Here is an 18,794-nt window from a genome sequence, read left to right as displayed (position 1 = left end):
CACGAGCCTATCGGCCCGCACCGACATCCTCGGTGGGCGGTTCCTCACACTCCGCCTCGGCGACCGGCTCCCGGGTCAGCAGCCGCTCCAGTGCGGCCCGGCCCGGCAGGTCGTCCGGGCGCACGACCTCGCCGCTGCGGACGTACAGGAACACGGCGTTGACCGACTCCAGCGGCACACCCTGCTGCTCGGCCCAGGCGAGCCGGTACAGGGCGAGCTGGAGCGGGTCGGCGGTGCGGGTGCGGTTGGTCTTCCAGTCGACGATCTCGTACGTCGCCCCGTCGCCGTCGCCCTCCTTGTAGACGGCGTCGATACGGCCCCGCACGACGCGGCCGGCTATCGCGAGCTGGAACGGGGTCTCTACCCGGTACGGCGTGCGCTGCGCGTACTCGGTGCGCTCGAAGGCGTCCTTGAGCGCCTCCAGGTCCCGCTCGTCGGCGATCTCTGCTTCGCTGCCGGGCAGGTCCTCCGGCTCCAGCATGGGCAGCGTCAGCTCTTCGAAGCGGGCTTCGACCCAAGCGTGGAACCGGGTGCCTCGGCGTGCGGCGGGTTGTGGAGGGCGCGGCATGGGGCGCGCGAGTTCCTGCGCGAACCCGTCCGGGTCGGCGGCCAGCCGGAGCAGCTGGGAGGCGGTCAGCGACGCGGGCAGGGGGACGTCCGTGACGCGCGCGCGGGCGCGCAGAAGTTCCCCGGTGAGGGCGTCGAGGTCGCGGTCCCAGGAGGCGAGGGTGCGGGATTCCTCCGGGGTGAGTGGTTCCGGTTCCGTGGGGTGGACGCGAGCCGGTGGCTCGGCGGGGGGTTCCGGGGATACCGCCTGGTGCGGGATGTGCGGGCGGTCGGTGGTCCAGGAGTCCCAGTCGCCGGGGCCCTCCTCGAACGCGCGGTCGCTCTCGAAGGGGTCGCTCTCCTCGGAGAGCTCGTCGGGGAACTCGTGGGAGAACTCGTCGGCCGGGGTTTCGTCGTCCGGTGGCGGAGGCCAGTCCGGATCGTCGTACGTGTCTGGGGCGTGGGTCGCGGCCGGGTGGTCCTCCCCGTGGGAGGTGAGGCTCTCCAGATGGGCCAGGACCGTCTCGGCGGCCGCGCGGCGTCGGGTCAGGGCGGCCTCGTCGAGGGGCAGGGGCCATACCTGTTCGGCGTTCTCCCGGTGCAGGGCCGGGTTCTCCTCGTCCTCGGCCGGCTCGTCGGCCCACGCCTCGATCTCGCCGTGCCCGGCCGCGCAGTGGTCGTACAGGGCCTGCAGGAAGTCGGAGGGGCCTCGGGGCTTCTTCTGGCTGGGGCCCCACCAGTGGCCGGAGCCCAGGAGCAGGGAGCGGGGGCGGGTGAAGGTGACGTAGCCGAGGCGGAGTTCCTCGGTGTGCTGGTGATCCTTCATGGCCTCGTGGAAGGCTTTCAGGCCGCGGGAGTCCCAGGAGGCGACGTCGGGGAGCGTGGCGGTGTCGCCGCGCAGTTCGTGCGGCAGCACCTTGCCCTGCGCGGTCCACTTCTCGCGGCCCTGGGTGCTGGGGAAGGTGCCGGTGACCAGGCCGGGGACGGCGACGACGTCCCACTCCAGGCCCTTGGACTTGTGCGCGGTGAGCACCTTGACGGTGTTCTCCCCTCCGGGGAGGGCGTTGTCGAGACCCTTCTCGTACTGGGCGGCGGTGCGCAGGAACGCGAGGAAGGCGAGCAGGCTCGCCTGGTTGTCGCCGGCCGCGAACGAGGCGGCGATGTCGAGGAAGTTGGACAGGGTCTCGCGGCGGCGGGCGGCCAGCGCGTGCGGGGAGGCCGACAGTTCCACCTCCAGGCCGGTGACGGCGAGGACGCGGTGGAGGACGTCCATCAGCGGGTCGGACAGGGAGCGGCGCAGGTCGCGCAGTTCGGTGGCCAGGCGCGCGAACCGCACGCGCGCGTCCGGTGAGAAGGGCAGCCCGTCGGTGTCGCCGTCGCCGTCCAGCGGCGTCTCCAGGAAGGTGTCCAGGGCGTCCGCGAGCGAGATCACCTCGGCGGGGTCGACCCCCTCGACCGCCTCGGCGAGCCGCCGGTCCGGGTCGTCGTCGCCGTCCACGCGCGCGTGAGAGACCAGCAGCCGTGCGCGGCGCCCCAGGAGGGCGAGGTCGCGCGGGCCGATCCGCCAGCGCGGGCCGGTGAGCAGGCGGACCAGGGAGGCGTTGGCGCCGGGGTCCTGGAGGACCTCACAGACGGCTACCAGGTCGGCGACCTCGGGCAGATGGAGCAGCCCGGACAGGCCGACCACCTCGACGGGGACGTCCCGGGCGACGAGCGCGCCCTGGATCTCGGCGAAGTCCGTCGCCGTACGACACAGGACGGCGATCTCGCCCGGCTCCTTGCCGGTGCGGACGAGGTGCGCGACCGAGTCGGCGATCCAGTCGATCTCCTCTGCATGGGTGGACAGGAGGGCGCAGCGGACCGTGCCGTCGCGCTCGGCTCCCGGGGCCGGGCGGAGGGCTTCCACACCCGCGTGCATGGCGCGCAGGGGCTCCGCGAGGCCGTTGGCGAGGTCCAGGAGGCGGCCGCCGCTGCGGCGGTTCTCGCTGAGCGCCTGGCGGGTGGCGGAGCGGCCGTCGCCGTGCGCGAAGTGCTCGGGGAAGTCGTCGAGGTTGGCGACGGAGGCGCCCCGCCAGCCGTAGATCGCCTGGCAGGGGTCACCGACGGCGGTCACCGGGTGGCCGGTGCCGTCCCCGAACAGGCCCGCAAGAAGGACGCGTTGAGCGACCGAGGTGTCCTGGTACTCGTCCAGGAGGACCACGCGGAACTCGTCGCGCAGGATACGGCCCACTTCGGGGATGCCGGCGAGCTGCGCCGACAGGGCGATCTGGTCGCCGAAGTCGAGCAGATCGCGCTCCCTCTTGGCGGCGCGGTAGCGGACCACGAGGTCGGCGAGTTCCCGACGCGCCGCGGCCGCCTCCGGGACCTTGCGCAGATCGGCGTTGGTGAGCTTGGCCCCCTGGAGGCTGAGTAGCAGCTCGGCGTCGTACGCACGCAAGGCCTCGGGCCTTACGAGGTGCTCGGCGAGCTCGGAGTCGAGGGCGAGCAGGTCGCTCACCAGGTCGGCGAAGGACCGGGTGAGGGCCGGGTACGGCCCCGGGGCTTCGCGCAGCACGCGCGCGGCGAGCTGGTAGCGGGTGGCGTCGGCGAGCAGGCGGGAGGTCGGTTCGAGGCCGATGCGCAGGCCGTGATCGGTGAGCAGGCGGCCCGCGAAGGCGTGGTACGTCGAGATCACCGGCTCGCCGGGTGGGTTGTCCGGGTCGATGACGTCGGGGTCGGTGACACCGGCCTTGACGAGCGCCTTGCGGACGCGCTCGGCGAGTTCACCGGCGGCCTTATTGGTGAAGGTCAGGCCGAGGACCTGTTCGGGGGCGACCTGGCCGGTGCCGACCAGCCACACCACGCGCGCCGCCATCACCGTCGTCTTGCCCGAGCCGGCTCCGGCCACGATCACCTGCGGGGCGGGCGGCGCGATGATGCAGGCCGTCTGCTCCGGAGTGAAGGGGATGCCGAGGAGCTCCTTGAGCTGATCGGGATCAGTGATACGGGCGGGCACCTCAGAGAGGCTAGCGGCGGGCACTGACAGTCGATGCCGTATCGCCCGTCGGGCCGGAAGAAGCACAGGTCAGCAGGGGTGGTGCGATCGGTCACTCCCGTCAGTCGACCGCTCCGGTCGCTCGACCACGTGCCGCCGACCTACTCGACCACCTGCCGCCCCTCGGGCCGCGCGCTGCACGACGCCCGGAACGCGCAGTGGGTGCAGTGCTGGCCCGCGGTGGGTGTGAACCGTTCGTCGAGGACCTTGCCCGCGGCCGTGGCGAGCAGGTCGCCGACCCACTCCCCCTCGGCGCCGTCCAACGGCTCCTGCTGCTGCACCTTGGGCAGCGTCTCGCCGCCGTCCCGCTTGGCGGCACCCTGGCGCAGCTGGACGAGTTCGGCGCCGCCCGGCTCGGGGCGTACGCCGTCGAAGGCCTCGTCGACGGCGCCCTCGCGGACGGCGAGCTGATAGACGGCGAGCTGCGGGTGGCGGGCCACCTCGGCCGCGCTGGGTGCCTGCTTGCCGGTCTTGAAGTCGACGACGTAGGCACGGCCCTCGCCGTCGGCCTCGACGCGGTCCAGCTGGCCACGGATGCGCACCTCGAAGTCGCCCGCTTCGAGGGTGACGTCGAAGTCGTGCTCGCTGGCCACCGGTGTGCGGCCCGCGCGGTCCATCACGTGCCACTTCAGGAAGCGTTCGAGCGCCACGCGCGCGTTGTCCTTCTCCTGCGCCGACTTCCACGGTGCGTCGAAGGCGAGCGCGTTCCATACGGAGTCGAGGCGCTCCATGAGGACGGCGAGGTCGGCCGGGGTGTGTCCGGAGGCGACTTCGTCGGCGAGGACGTGCACCACGTTGCCGAAGCCCTGGGCGACGGTCGCGGGCGCGTCGGCCTTCACCTCGCGGCCCAGGAACCACTGAAGGGAGCAGGTGTTGGCGAGCTGGTCGAGGGCGCTTCCGGAGAGCACTACGGGCTGGTCGCGGTCGCGCAGCGGCACCTTGGACTCGGTCGGTTCGAACATGCCCCACCAGCGGTAGGGGTGCGCGGAGGGGACCAGCGGACGGCCGTCCTCGTCGGCGAGCGCGGCGAGCCGGGCCAGTCGGCGTGCGGCGGCCTCCCTGAGAGTGTCCGAAGCGCGCGGGTCGACCGTCGTCGCCCGGAGTTCGGCGACCAACGCGGCGACGGACAGCGGGCGGCGCGGGCGGCCCGTCACGTCCCTGGGTTCGACGCCGAGTTCGGTCAGGAAGCGTGAGGGCTGATCGCCGTCGTCCGCCGGGGCCTTCACCGCCGTGACGACGAGGCGCTCACGCGCGCGCGTGGCGGCGACGTAGAACAGGCGACGCTCCTCCGCCAGCAAGGCACCGGGAGTGAGCGGTTCGGCGAGTCCGTCGCGGCCGATGCGGTCGGCCTCCAACAGGGAGCCGCGTCGGCGCAGGTCCGGCCACAGACCCTCCTGTACACCGGCAACGACGACCAAGCGCCACTCCAGCCCCTTGGAGCGGTGCGCGGTCATCAGGCGCACGGCGTCGGGGCGTACGGCACGCCGCGTGAGGGTGTCGGCGGCGATGTCCTCGGCCTCGACCTCCGCAAGGAAGTTCAGGGTGCCCCGACCGCCGGTGCGCTCCTCCGCGCGGGCCGCTGTCGCGAACAGCGCGCATACGGCGTCGAGGTCGCGGTCGGCGTTGCGTCCGGCCGCGCCGCCGCGGCGGGCGGCCCGTTCCAGGCGCGTGGGCCACGGCGTGCCCTCCCACAGGTCCCACAGCGCCTCCTCGGCCGTACCGCCGCCCGCGAGGCGCTCACGGGCCTTGCGGAGCAGCGCGCCGAGGCGCTGGGCGCCACGCGCGTACGTGGGGTCGTGCACCGCCAGCCGCTCCGGCTCGGCCAGCGCCCGCGCGAGCAGCTCGTCCGAGGGCGGCGGCATGGGGTTGCCCGCCGACCGCTCCTCGTCGCGCAGGGCGCGCCCGAGACGGCGCAGGTCGGCGGCGTCCATGCCGGCGAGGGGGGACGCGAGCAGGGTGAGGGCGGTCTCGGTGTCGAGCCAGGAGGCACCGGGGGCGGGCCCGCCTGCCGAGGCATCGCCTTCGGTTTCGTCCTCGGCTTCGGTCTCGGTTTCGCTCCCGGTTCCGTCTTCGGCTTCGGTCTCGGTTCCGGCCGCTTCCCCGGTACGAGCATCACCATCGCCGGTACGGACGCCGCCGTCGCCCCGCGCGGGCTGCGCCTCCGCCGTGGCCACCGCCCGCAACGCCGTCAGCAGCGGTGCCACCGCCGGCTCGTGCCGCAGGGGCAGGTCGTCTCCATCGATGTCCAAGGGCACTCCGGCGGCGGTGAGCGCCCGGCGCACCGTCGGGATCGAGCGCGACCCGGCGCGCACCAGGACGGCCATCTCGCCCCAGGGCACGCCGTCCTCCAGGTGCGCCCTGCGCAGGATGTCGGCGATGTTGTCCAGCTCGGTGCCGGGTGTCGGGTACGTGAAGACCTCGACGCGGCCGCCCTCACGGACCGGGGCGAGTTCCCGGTGGGCGCGCACTTTCTCGGCCGGGAGCCTGGTGAGCGGCATGCGCTGGGTCAGCAGTCGGGTCGCGGACAGCAGGGCGGCGCCGGAGCGGCGGGATGTGCTCAGGACCTCGACGGGTGCGGGGCGGCCGTCCGCGCGCGGGAAGGCGTGCGGGAACTCCAGGATGCCGTTCACATCGGCGCCCCGGAACGCGTAGATCGACTGGTCGGGATCACCGAAGGCGACAAGGTTGCGGCCGCCGCCGGCAAGGGCGTGCAGCAGCCGTACCTGGGCCGGATCGGTGTCCTGGTACTCGTCGACGTAAACGGCGTCGTACTGCGCGGCGAGTCGCCGGGCGGCCTCGGGGCGCCGGGCGAGGAGCACCGCGCGGTGGACCAGTTCGGCGTAGTCGAGAACGCCCTGCATGTCGAGCACGTCGAGGTACTCGGCGAGGAAGGACGCCGCGGCGCGCCAGTCGGGGCGTCCGATGCGGCGGGCGAAGTCGTCCAGGGCGTCGGGACCGAGACCCAGTTCGCGGCTGCGGGCGAGGACCGCGCGGACCTCGTCGGCGAAGCCGCGGGTGGTCAGGCAGGCGCGCAGTTCGTCCGGCCAGCGCACGTGCGCGAGTCCGAGCCGTTCCAGGTCCGGCTGGCCCGCGAGCAGCTCCCTTACGGTCACGTCCTGCTCGGGGCCGGACAGCAGCCGCATCGGCTCGACGAACAAGTCAGTGTCCTGGTGGGCGCGGACCAGGGCGTAGCAGAAGGAGTGGAACGTGGTCGCCCGGGGCGCACGGGCCGCTCCTATGCGCAGTGCCATGCGGTCGCGCAGTTCCACGGCCGCCTTGCGGCTGAACGTGAGCACCAGGATGCGCGCGGGGTCCCCGCCACGGGCGATGCGGGCCGCCACCGACTCCACGAGTGTGGTGGTCTTGCCGGTGCCCGGACCTGCGAGAACGAGCAGCGGGCCGTTCGCGTGGGCAACCACCGCGCGTTGCGCGGCGTCCAGACGAGGGGGAGCCGCCTGGACGACAGGGGTGCGCACCAGCCGGTAAGCGCCACGGGCCCCCTGTCGCACCTGGGGGTGCGACAGGCGCCTGGTGGAGAAAGAGGAGCTCACGTGGTTCGCCGGTCCTGGTGGATGTGCAGGTGGTCATTGCCGGCGCGGAACGCCGTCGGTCACGGGTGGTGGTCGGGTGGCGGGTGGGCCGCCCCTCGCGCGTGGAGGGGCGGTGGCCGCGGGGTGAGGGGGACACGCGCAGCCGACGCTACGCCGAGGGGTGGTGCGGAAGCAGGGCTTCCGATTCATCCCTCAGTTCACTTGTGGCACGTGCGTCCCTCGACTCTCGAACGTACGTCATGTCACGGACGTGCCCCCTTTCCCCCGTACGGATCACAGGTCACACGGCGGCCCGTCGGATGGCGGAAGCTGTCAGGTGTGACCCTGTGCGCGTTCGCCGCCGTCCCATCGCGCCCGTCTCATGTCGAGGCGCGGCAGGTGGCCCTCGGCGGCCCTGCCCGCCTCCTTCAGGGGCGTGCCTTCCGTGCGGTAGTGCTCCAGCGCCCTCAGCTCGTGGCCGGGCAGCAGAACCCCGTCCGCGCGGACCACCCGCCACCACGGAACGGCGCCCCCGTAGAGGGCCATCACGCGGCCGACCTGGCGGGGACCGCCTTCCTCCAGCCACTCCGCGACGTCCCCGTACGTCATGACGCGACCCGGCGGAACCAGGTCGGCGACCTCGAGGACGCGCTCGGCGTACTCCGGAAGCGCGTCCGGGTGCCCCAGGCGCTCCGGGTGCTCCGAGTAGGCGGCGCCGTACTCCGCGCGGGTGTCGTCCGGGAGGTTCTCCTCGCTCATCCGGTCCATCCTGCCCCACCCCACCGACAATGTGACGCGCTGGCCACTGTGCGTATGTCTCGCCCTGCGGCAGAGCTTCGGGCAGACTGTGCGCCCCCGCGTTTGCACCCTGATGCCCCCGTGTGTCGGTGGGGCATGCCACCATCGTGCGGGCGGTGACTGGTGATACGAGATCAAGAAGAGACGATGAAGCAGCAGGGTGCGCACCCGGAGGGCACGGAAGGCACCTCTGACGCTTCGTCGCGCCCCGGCACCGCGAACGCCGACCAGGCCGACAAGGGGCAACAGGCCGACGAGGGGCAGCAGGCCGCGTACGACCTGGACGACCTGGACGAGGCACACATCGACGAGGTCGAGGGCGACGAACCGCTCCTTCCCGCGCGCGTGCACCGGCCCTCCGACCTGATGCGGCTCCTCGTGGGCGTGCTGGGCATCGTGCTGCTGCTCGCGATCGCCGCGTTCGCGCACGGCACCACCTCGGGCCTCGAACAGGACATCAACAAGGGCACCGGCCAGGCGCCCGACGTGTTCAGCAAGATGGCCGGGCTCGTGTCCAGCATCGCGATCCTCCTGGTACCCGTCGCCTTCGCGATCGAGCGGCTCATCAAGCGCGACGGGCTTCGGATCGCCGACGGCGTCCTCGCGGCCGTGCTCGCGCACGGGGTGACGCTCGCCACCGACCTGTGGGTCGCGCGGGCCGCCCCGGAGTCCATCCGGGACGCCCTCACCCAGCCCTCGCCCGGCGACATCGGCTCCCTCACCGACCCGGTGCACGGGTATCTCGCACCGGTCATCGCGTACATGACGGCCGTGGGCATGTCCCGTAGACCCCGCTGGCGTGCGGTCCTCTGGGCGGTTCTGGTCCTGTACGCCTTCTCCATGCTGGTGACCGGCTACACCACGCCGTTCTCGATCCTCCTGACGCTGCTGATCGGCTGGGCCGTCGCCTACGGCACGCTGTACGCGGTCGGCTCGCCGAACGTCCGTCCCACCGGACGGACGCTGATGGCGGGCCTCCGGCACGTCGGCTTCCGCCCGGTGAGCGCGGCCCGTGAGGAGATCTCCGACACACAGGAGACCGGGGACCGCGGCCGGCGCTACTTCGTCACCCTTGAGGACGGTCCGCCGCTCGACGTGACGGTGGTCGACCGGGAGCAGCAGGCGCAGGGCTTCTTCTATCGCGCGTGGCGCAATCTGACGCTGCGCGGCTTCGCCACCCGAAGCAGCCTCCAGTCGCTGCGCCAGGCCCTGGAACAGGAGGCGCTGCTCGCCTACGCGGCCATCGCGGCCGGCGCCAACGCACCCAAGCTGATCGCCACCTCCGAGCTCGGCCCGGACGCCGTCATGCTGGTCTACGAGCACACCGGCGGCCACACCCTGGACTCGCTGTCGGACGAGGAGATCACCGACGAGCTGCTGCGCGACACCTGGCTCCAGGTCAAGGCGCTGCAGTCCCGGCGCATCGCCCACCGCAGGCTGGTGGGTGACGCGATTCTGGTGGATCGTTCCGGCAAGGTGATCATCACCGACCTGCGTATCGGCGAGATCGCGGCGAACAATCTGCTGTTGCGCATGGACATCTCCCAGCTGCTGGTGACCCTCGGCCTGCGCGTGGGCGCCGAGCGCGCCGCGGCCTCCGCGGTGAGCGTGCTCGGCCCCGACGCGGTGGCCGACTGCCTGCCGATGCTCCAGCCCATCGCCCTGAGCCGCTCCACGCGCGCGACGCTGCGCAAACTCGCCAGGGAACGGGCCCAGCGCGAACGCGAGGCGGTGTTGGAGGCGTCCAAGCACGCGAAACAGGCCCGCAGCGAGGAAGCCCCGAGCGACACCGAGTCGGTATTGGACAAGCCCGATACCCCAGGTAAGGCAGATAGGCCGGACAAGCCGGACAAGCCGGACAAGAAGACCGTACGGGCGCAGGCGCGGGCCGAGAAGCGGGCCATCGACGAGGCTCTGGACGAGGCGCGTGAGGAGGATCTGCTCACCCAGATCCGCCACGAGGTGCTGCGGATCAGGCCGCAGGCACCGGTCGAACCGGCCCGACTCGAGCGGGTTCGGCCGCGCACGCTGATCAGCTTCATCGCCGGCGCCATCGCCGCGTACTTCCTGCTGACGCAGCTCACGCACATCGAGTTCGGCCCGCTCATCGCCAACGCCCAGTGGGGCTGGGTCGCCGCCGCCGTGCTGTTCTCGGCGGCCAGCTACTTCGCGGCGGCGATGGCGCTGCTCGGGTTCGTGCCCGAGCGGGTGCCGTTCCGGCGGACGGTGGCCGCGCAGGTCGCCGGGTCGTTCGTGAAGATCGTCGCACCGGCCGCGGTCGGCGGGGTCGCCCTGAACACACGCTTCCTGCAGCGCGCGGGAGTGCGTCCGGGGCTCGCGGTGGCGAGCGTCGGCGCGTCGCAGCTGTTCGGGCTCGGCTGCCACATCCTGATGCTGCTGGCCTTCGGCTATCTGACCGGCACCGAGAAGACGCCGTCGCTTTCGCCGTCCCGAACGGTCATCGCGGGGCTGCTGACGGTGGCGGTGCTGGTGCTCGTGGTGACCTCGGTGCCGTTCCTGCGGAAATTCGTCGTCACGCGCGTGAGGTCGCTGTTCGCGGGTGTCGTGCCGCGCATGCTCGACGTGCTGCAGCGGCCGCAGAAGCTGGTCACCGGCATCGGCGGCATGCTGCTGCTGACCGCCTGCTTCGTGATGTGTCTGGACGCTTCGATCCGGGCGTTCGGCAGCGAGGGGACCTCCCTCAGCATCGCCAGCGTGGCCGTCGTCTTCCTGGCGGGCAACGCGCTCGGCTCGGCGGCCCCGACCCCGGGCGGCGTGGGCGCCGTGGATGTGACCCTGACCGTCGGTCTGATCGCCGTGGGCCTGCCCAGCGAGGTCGCCGCACCCTCGGTGCTGCTCTTCCGAATGCTGACGCTGTGGCTGCCGGTGCTACCGGGCTGGCTGGCCTTCAACCACCTGACCCGCAAGGGCGCGCTGTAGCGCGCCGACGAGCGGCGAGCCCTCGTCCTGTGGTGCGCGGAGCATGGCGTCGTACGTTGTAAGGGCACGGAACAGGCACGGAACAGGCACGGAGCGGGTGAGGCGCCGCCGTACCTCGTACGGCTCGCGCCCCGAGCGCCCCACCACGTACGACCGCAGGATGGGATCATGCCGAACCCGCCCCGGATGCGTGCTGCTGCCCTGACCGCCGCTGCCCTGCTGCTGTCCTCCTTGCTGGCGGGCTGTAGCGCCGACGACTCCGGGAACGAGGATCTGACGGCCCAGAAGCTGAGCTGGAAGGACTGCCCGGCCCCCTCCCAGGCGCAGGGCGGCGCGGGCAGCCCGTCGCCTCTGCCGGACGGCGGGTCATGGCAGTGCGCCACGATGAAGGCGCCCCGCGACTGGGACGCCCCCAAGGGCGACACGATCGACATCGAGCTGATCCGGGCGAGGACCAGTGGCGACGTGAACCGGCGGATCGGCTCGCTGATCTTCAACTTCGGCGGGCCCGGCGCCTCGGGCGTCACCACACTGCCCTCCTTCGGCGACGGGTACGAGAAGTTGCGCACCCGCTATGACCTCGTGAGCTTCGACCCGCGCGGGGTCGGCCGCAGCGCGCCTGTGCTGTGCGAGAACGACCAGCAGCTCGACGCCTACTTCCAGCAGGACACCTCGCCGGACGACGCCACCGAGCGGACCGAACTGCTGGACAACACCAAGGAGTTCAACGAGGCATGCGAGGAGAACTCCGAAGGGATGCTGCCGCATGTGCGCACCACCGACGCGGCCCGTGACCTGGATCTGATGCGCCAGGTCCTCGGCGACGACAGACTGCACTACTTCGGCATCTCGTACGGCACCGAACTCGGCGGCGTCTACGCCCACCTGTTCCCCGAGAAGGTGGGCCGCGCGGTCTTCGACGCGGTGGTCGACCCCACGCTGAACTCCGAACAGGGCTCGCTCGGACAGGTCAAGGGCTTTCAGGTCGCGCTCGACAACTTCGCCGAGGACTGCACGTCCAAGACCGAGGACTGCCCGATCGGCGACACCGCCCAGGACGTCAAGGACCGTATGGCGAAGCTGCTGAAGGACCTCGACAGCAAGCCGATCCAGGGCATCTTCCCGCGCGAGCTGACACAGAGCGCCGCGACCAACGGCATCGTGCAGGCGCTGTACTCGCAGGACCTCTGGCAGTACCTCACCGAGGGTCTGGAGCAGGCGTACGACGGTGACGGCAGGATCCTGATGCTGCTCTCCGACTCGTTGAACGGGCGCGGCGAGAACGGCGAGTACAGCAACATCACCGCCGCCAACATCTCGATCAACTGCGCCGACGACAAACCGCGGTACACCCCGGAATTCGTCGAGCAGAAGCTGCCCGAGTTCCGATCCGCCTCGCCCCTGTTCGGCGACACCTTCGCCTGGGCCATGCTCAGCTGCACCGACTGGCCCGTGGCGGGTGCTGCCGACCATCCCGACGTCAGCGCGCCCGGCTCCGCGCCGATCCTCGTCGTGGGCAACACGGGCGACCCGGCCACACCGTACGAGGGCGCGCGGCGGATGGTGGAGGCACTGGGCGAAGGGGTGGGCGTCGAGCTGACGTACAGGGGTCAGGGGCACGGGGCCTACAACAGCAAGAACAAGTGCGTGCAGGACGCGGTGAACGGATATCTGCTGGACGGCAAGGTGCCGACGGCCGGCACGGTCTGCTCCTGAGATGGCTGCGGGAAGCGGACGCACGGAAAGCGGACCAGCACGGAAAGCGGAACCAGCACGCGAAGCGGATCACCTCGGGAAAGCAGACCACCACGGAAGCGAATATTCGCAGGTCAGAGAGTTATCCACAGGCCGCAACGGCCTATTCGCAATCTGCCTACTATGGCCTGACCGCCATCCGCGGCACGGTGCGGACGGCCTGCGAGGGGGGAAGTGACATGGCGCGTCTCGTACGGTGGGCTGCACTGGCAGCGGCAGCTGCCCTGTTGGCGACGGGCTGCACCGGCGGCTCGTCGGACAGCGCGGATGCCGAGGGAGAGACGAACGGCACGAGTTCATCGGCCGATCCCGCCGGCTCGGCGACCCCACTGCCGTCCTCACTGACCTCGCAAAAACTCGACTGGGGGCGCTGCAAGGCCACCAGGGACTCCCCCGCGCCGGGCGACGAGTGGCGGTGCGCGACGCTCGAAACGCCGCTGGACTGGGCGAAACCGGCGGGCAGGACGATCGACCTCGCGTTGATCCGCTCCAAGGCCACGGGCGACGACCGCATCGGCTCGCTCCTGTTCAACTTCGGCGGCCCCGGCAGCTCGGGGACGTCCACGCTGCCGTGGTACGCCACCAGCGCGTCCGAGCTGGGCGAGCGGTACGACCTGGTGAGCTGGGACCCGCGCGGGGTCGGCGCCAGTGAGGGCGTCCGCTGCCGCGGCAACAAGGAGATCCAGGCCTCCGAGTCCGTGGACATCACGCCGGACACCCCGGCCGAGGAGACGGCGTACTTCCGGGACGCCGCCGCCTTCGGCAAGGGCTGCCAGGAGTCCGAGGGTGCCCTGTTGGCACATGTGTCGACCACCGACACCGCTCGCGACATGGATCTGATGCGCCAGGTCCTCGGCGACACGAAGACGCACTACTTCGGCATCTCCTACGGCACCGAACTCGGCGGCGTCTACGCCCACCTGTTCCCGAAGAACGTCGGACGGCTGATCCTTGACGCGGTCGCCGACCCGAGCGCCGACACCGCGGGGCACGCCGAGAACCAGACCCGAGGCTTCCAACGCGCGCTGAACAACTACCTCCGGTCCACCGGCCAGGGCCCGGAAGAGGGCACTCAGAAGATCGTGAACCTGCTGAAGCGGATCGATGCCGCTCCGCTGTCGACGTCGTCCGAGCGAAAGCTCACGGAGACACTCGCACTGACCGGCTTGATCCGGCCGCTGTACAGCAAGGCGAGCTGGCCGACGCTGACCAGCGCCCTGGAGGCGGCCGAGCAGGGCGACGGCTCGGAACTCCTGGCGCTCGCCGACAGCTACAACGAGCGCGACGCGTCGGGCCGCTACGGCACGGGGTCCCACTCGCAACGGGTCATATCGTGCCTGGACGACAAGCAGCGGCCGACGGTCGAGGAGACGAAGAAGCTGCTGCCGCGGTTCGAGAAGGTCTCGCCCGTGTTCGGCCCGATGCTGGGCTGGGACATCGGGGGCTGGTGTCACGACTGGCCGGTGGCCGGGCAGTACGACACCCCGGAGGTGAGCGCGCCGGGTGCGGCACCGATCCTGGTGGTCGGCACCACCGGCGACCCGGCAACGCCCTACGAGGGCGCGCGGAGGATGGCGACCGAACTGGGCAAGGGCGTCGGCGTGATGCTCACGTGGAAGGGCGAGGGCCATGGCGCGTACGGCAAGGGGAGCGGAGGCGGGGGGGGGGGCCCCCCCCCCCGGGGCAGGCCGCAACCCCCCGCCGTTGGAGCCGAGTTCGCCTTACCGGCGAGGCCGTCCGCTCAGTAGACCGGCAAGTCAGGCCACTTACGGCCTGACCTGCACGTTCACCCGATCCTCAAGCCGCCTGGGCCGCCGTGGGGCCGTCATCGGCATCCGTGCCGCCGTCGAAGGCCCGATTCACCGCCTCCCGCGTCCGCTTCTCACTGCTCGGCATCAGGTGCGTGTACGTCCGCAGCGTGAAGCCGGGGTCGTAGTGCCCCAAGTACTCAGACAGAGCTTTGACGCTCTCCCCTGCGTCCAGCAACACGGAGGCATAGAAGTGCCGGAGCGCGTGCATGCCGTTCTCACGGCCGCGTGGCACGCCTGCCGAGTCCAGAGCCGGGCGCCATGCTGAGCGGTTGAAGTCGTTGCGGTTCACCGCAGTTCCCTGTCCACCCTGAAAGAGCAGGGTTGCGGTGACCGGTGGGCCGTCGACGGCCCTCCACGGCAGCGTCACGGCGGCGGGCGGGTGCTGGGTGATGTGTTCCTCAAGCGACCGGGCAACAGCCTCCGGCAACGGGACGGTGCGCGTCTTGCTGCCCTTGGGTAGCGCGAACACGGGGCGGTTGCGGATCAACTTGACCTGTCGGACCACATGCACCACACCCTCGATGAAGTCCAGGTCGTCGACCGCCAGTCCGAGCACTTCGCCCTGCCGCATGCCGCACCCGCCGGCCAAGTCCACCATGGTCTGGTACTGCTCCGGCAGAGCCGATCGCACCGCGAATACACGCTCACGCTGCCACGGGATGATCCGGCGGGGGTCCAGCTTGGGCGCTTTCACGGACGACGACCGGCACGGATTGTGTGGGATCAGACGGTCATCGACAGCGGCCGTGAGCATGGTGCACAGGTTCGCGAAGATGACACGCTGATAGGTGGGGGCCACTCCCCCATCCTGGAGCTTCCGCAGCCACTCGCGAATGTGAACCGGCCTCAGCGAGCCGAGCGTGCGACTCCCCAGGTGCGGCAGCACGTGCAGGCGAATGCGTTGCTCGGTGCCTACGAACGTGCCGGGGTCCATGGTGAGGGACGCCAGCCACCGTTCCCCGTGCTGCCGGACCGTTAGGCGACCGGCGCTCGGGTCGATGTACTCCCCGCGCGTCATGTCCGCCTCGATCCCAGACAGCCACTTCTCTGCGATGCGCTTCTGTCCGTCGGGGAAGCTCTTCGACTTCTCGGTGCCGTCAGGGCCGACGTACCGGGCTCGATAGCGCAGGCCGGTGCCGTGGCGGTCGGACTTGACGCGGACGGTCTTGCCAGCGGAGTTGGTCTCGGTCTTGAACCAGCGGTCTTGGATGTGGCCTGCCATGTGGGGCGTGGTCCCTTCTGGACATGGGGCGGGGAGGGCCACGGTCGTGGCCCTCCCCGGTGGGTTGGGTGGTGCGGGGTGCGGCAGGCTCAGGCCGCGTCGTCGAGGGCGGTGCGTTCGGCCTCCCACGCCTGTACGGCGGCGGGGTTGAAGCGGATGTAGCGGCCGACGCGGAAACCGGGCGGACCGATGCGCTTGCGTCGCCACTGGTAGACGGTTTCAACGCTCGGGAGCTTGAACATGACGACCAGGTCTTCGGGGGTGAGATAGCAGTCCGGGAGGCCACCGCGTAGGAGGGCGCGCGGGTCGGTCGGCTCTTTGCTGGCCATGGTGGGGTGACTCCTCATGTCCGTAGTGGGGTGGGGTGAGGTGTCCTGCGGCGGGGTTCGGGTGCCGGGGCGAGGGCCGGTGGGGCGTGCGTCTGTCCGAGGCTCGGATTTCTGCGTCATCGCGTCACACCCGTCATTTAGGGCTCTGACCTGCGTCTATGTGGTGACGCGGGCAGTTGGGGGCGTGTCACAGGGCGGCGCGGGGCTCTGTCACCTGTGACACAGATGACGGGCCGTGACGCTGGGGTGGGCCGTCTGCGTCACGGCCGTAACCGCTGGTCAGCAACCGGAAGCAGGTGGCTGGTGACGTGAGTGACGCAGAGACTCTTCTCTTAGGAAAACGGGAGGGGTGGTGTCTGTGGTCGTGCGCGGCTCAGAACGTGAATGCGGAGCCGCGCAGCGGCACGACTAGCGGCGGCTGCCGCCAAACAGCAAGAGGAGCACCATGCGCCGCGCGGGGTGCTCCTCTTGCTTGTCCAGCCGATGCGGTCAGAACGCCGCTTCCTGCTGGTGGAGGGTGAGCGCGGCGGCCCGGGTCATCTCGATGTAGCGGGCGGCGCTGGTGCGTCCCCAGTCGATGAGCACGCCGCGTGCCGCGAGGGTGGGTTGGAGCCGCTTGAGACGGTCGGAGAGGACCTTGCCGGTGGTGGGCCAGCCCTTGGGCAGGGGACGGCACTCCTCCCCGCTGTAGAGGGTGGTGAGGCAGTGCAGCCATTCCGAGGACGTCATACGGACTTCCGCTCCCTCATCGAGCCCGGCCGCGTGCTTCAGGACCGTCTGCGCCAGCAGGTCTCCTTCGATGACGTCGTCGTTGAGGTCATCGAGGCTGGCCCGGTAGGCGGCCAGCGAGTTGAAGCCGGTGGCCGCGTCGAGCTGTGCGCACAGGTGGGCGAAGTCGGCCATCCGCAGGTCGGTGGGGGTGTCCGCCTGAGCGGCCCGCACCTTGACTGTCAGGTCCAGCAGGGAGCCGAGAACGACCGGCAGGATCTCCGCGTACTCCGCCCACAGCTCTGCCTCGGTCCGCCGCACCCTAGGTCGCACGAGACGCAGCGGCAGGAGGCGTTCGGCGAGGTCGGGCCGGATGACACCGACGTCGATACCGGTCAGCAGCATGGGGCGCCGGTAGCGGGAGCGCACGACGTCACCATCGGTGAACAACGCGCGCTTGATGCTCTCGGCACCGGTCACGATGCAGCACATCAGGTCGGACAGATCCGGGGGCAGATGGGAGAGGTTGTCCAGGGCGGTGACCCACCCGGCCGCCACCGCCGTGATCATGTTCTCCTCGTCCTTCGGGGCCCTGCGCAGGTCACCGCTCATCCCTTCGATGATGCGCACGAGCATCCGGCCGCCGGTGGACTTGCCCGCGCCCTGGGGGCCGGTGAGGAACGGTGCCGGGACGGGCACGGAGGGTTCCAGGCAGCCGATGAGCCAGGCGATGGCCAGGCATTGGGTCTCGGTACTATCGAAGTTGCACAGGCGCAGCAGGAGATCGATGCCCTTGCCGTTGGTGTCTTTGGCCGGCAGAGGCAGTTCCCCGGTGAGCTGGGTGCGCCGCCAGCACACTTCCTGCGGGTCGGGGGTGAGGACGTCCCAGCCGGTGGGGTGGATGCGGACGGACTTGCCGTCGGTCCGCCCCAGGTCGAGCCAGGTCGCCCCGTCGAACCCGGGGGCCACGCGGATGTGGGTGGGCTGTACGTCCTCGGTCAGGGCGAGTGCTTCGATCAAGTCGAGTGCCTCCTTGAGTGCCGTGCCGTTGAACACGCCGATGCCGTCCTTGAAGAGGCCGACCATGAGTTCCTGGCGGTGGCTTCCGGTGGTGCCCTGGGAGCGGATCGGGCGGGCGACGGGGTGGCCCTTCCTCTGCGCGTAGACGGTTCCGTCGATGGTGCGGAAGTACCGGAAGTGCGCTTGCGCGTAGTCGGTGATGACCTTGCGGGCGGGAGTCTTCTCGTCGTCGTCGGACACAGTCACATCCCCAGTGCGGTGCGGGCGTTGGTCCACGCGTCGGTGCAGTGCCGGGCGGTTTCACCCTTGGCCTGAGCAGCGGCGAACAGCCGGGCGACATGAGCGTCGGTGAGGCAGCCGCACCGGCCGTGCGTGGACAGCACGACGAGGAACGTGCGGTAGACCGTGGCGTGCACGCCGCTGCGGGCTTCGGTGATGCGCTGCTCCGCCATGGCGATGCCACGGTCCAGGAAGGCGGGCGTGCGGTGTCGGCATTCTCCGCTTTTGCCCCCCAGGGGCACTGTGAGCGCCTGTGGCGCCCTGCGGGCCACGGTCGGATCCTTTACTGCCAGAGTGCGCACAGCGTCCGGGAGAGCGGCCGTGGCACCCATGCCCGGACCGAGCCAACGGGCGTACTGCATAAGGGACTTGATGTCGACGCCGGGCCGTACCGCGTTGGCGGACGACATGGTGCCCCGGTAGATCCAGTGCTCACCCCGCGTCGTGGGCACGGTGCGGGTGGCGGGCAGGGTCTCGCGGGCCCATGCGATGGCTTCCGCGTTGTCGAGATCGACGACGGTCAGCCCGGCCCCGCCGGGGTGGTATGCGACCGTCACGGCGTGGCGCCATGCCGTCGACCACGCGGGCGAGCTGATCACGTGTGGGTCGGTGGTGGCGGCGGCCCATCCGTGGCACGGAGCAGGGCAGCGGCAGGGGCCCGGTACCTTCATGTTGGGCCGGTCCCCGCAGATGCTGTGCTTGCAGGAGGGGCAGTTCCCGAACGGCAGTTTCGCCGGCCGCAGCGGCAACACGGGGAGTCCGGCGGCGGCGAGGCTGAGTGCCACTCGCCGGATGGGGGTCTGTTGGGTCATGCTGGGAGAC

Annotated in this window: 10 protein-coding genes; 3 read left to right on the top strand and 7 right to left on the bottom strand. The window is 70.9% G+C overall.

All coding sequences use genetic code 11. The features are described 5' to 3' along the window. Window positions 1–7: 7 nt before the first annotated feature. From ADK36_RS11125 to ADK36_RS11115, 3 genes are all read right to left on the bottom strand, one after another. Window positions 8–3,541, bottom strand: coding sequence for an ATP-dependent DNA helicase (locus tag ADK36_RS11125; protein ID WP_053197182.1), 3,534 nt, complete (start codon window positions 3,539–3,541; stop codon window positions 8–10). Window positions 3,542–3,681: 140 nt separating this feature from the next. Beyond that, window positions 3,682–7,131, bottom strand: a complete 3,450-nt coding sequence (locus ADK36_RS11120; protein ID WP_078916266.1) for an ATP-dependent helicase — start codon at window positions 7,129–7,131, stop codon at window positions 3,682–3,684. A gap of 312 nt (window positions 7,132–7,443) precedes the next feature. Continuing rightward, a complete protein-coding gene (locus tag ADK36_RS11115) occupies window positions 7,444–7,869 on the bottom strand; it encodes an MGMT family protein (protein WP_053197180.1) in 426 nt (141 codons plus the stop codon). 186 nt (window positions 7,870–8,055) lie between these two features. Between ADK36_RS11115 and ADK36_RS11110 the strand changes: the two genes are divergently transcribed. From ADK36_RS11110 to ADK36_RS11100, 3 genes are all read left to right on the top strand, one after another. After that, window positions 8,056–10,848, top strand: a complete 2,793-nt coding sequence (locus tag ADK36_RS11110; protein ID WP_053197178.1) for a lysylphosphatidylglycerol synthase transmembrane domain-containing protein — start codon at window positions 8,056–8,058, stop codon at window positions 10,846–10,848. Window positions 10,849–11,016: 168 nt separating this feature from the next. After that, window positions 11,017–12,564, top strand: coding sequence for an alpha/beta hydrolase (locus tag ADK36_RS11105; RefSeq protein ID WP_048582139.1), 1,548 nt, complete (start codon window positions 11,017–11,019; stop codon window positions 12,562–12,564). Window positions 12,565–12,782: 218 nt separating this feature from the next. Further along, window positions 12,783–14,351 (top strand): alpha/beta hydrolase, encoded by a 1,569-nt coding sequence (locus ADK36_RS11100; RefSeq protein WP_078950825.1) that lies wholly within the window; start codon window positions 12,783–12,785, stop codon window positions 14,349–14,351. A 49-nt stretch (window positions 14,352–14,400) separates the two neighbouring features. Here ADK36_RS11100 and ADK36_RS11095 read toward each other — a convergent pair whose 3' ends face one another. The 4 genes from ADK36_RS11095 to ADK36_RS11080 form a co-directional block, all read right to left on the bottom strand. Beyond that, complete coding sequence (locus ADK36_RS11095) at window positions 14,401–15,636, bottom strand: tyrosine-type recombinase/integrase (protein ID WP_053197176.1); 1,236 nt, start codon at window positions 15,634–15,636, stop codon at window positions 14,401–14,403. Window positions 15,637–15,725: 89 nt separating this feature from the next. Continuing rightward, window positions 15,726–15,965: a helix-turn-helix domain-containing protein gene (locus ADK36_RS11090; RefSeq protein WP_053197173.1), complete on the bottom strand. Its 240-nt coding sequence runs from the start codon at window positions 15,963–15,965 to the stop codon at window positions 15,726–15,728. Window positions 15,966–16,454: 489 nt separating this feature from the next. Continuing rightward, window positions 16,455–17,939 carry a hypothetical protein gene (locus tag ADK36_RS11085; protein ID WP_053197172.1) on the bottom strand — a complete coding sequence of 495 codons (1,485 nt, stop codon included), beginning with the start codon at window positions 17,937–17,939 and terminating at the stop codon, window positions 16,455–16,457. Next, entirely contained in the window at window positions 17,936–18,784 is an 849-nt protein-coding gene (locus tag ADK36_RS11080; protein ID WP_053197171.1) for a bifunctional DNA primase/polymerase, read from the bottom strand. The genes ADK36_RS11085 and ADK36_RS11080 overlap by 4 nt, the downstream gene beginning before the upstream one ends. Window positions 18,785–18,794 lie beyond the last annotated feature (10 nt).

This window comes from Streptomyces viridochromogenes (assembly GCF_001270495.1).
GTDB lineage: Bacteria > Actinomycetota > Actinomycetes > Streptomycetales > Streptomycetaceae > Streptomyces > Streptomyces viridochromogenes_A.
This window is presented reverse-complemented; position numbering and strand designations above follow the sequence as displayed.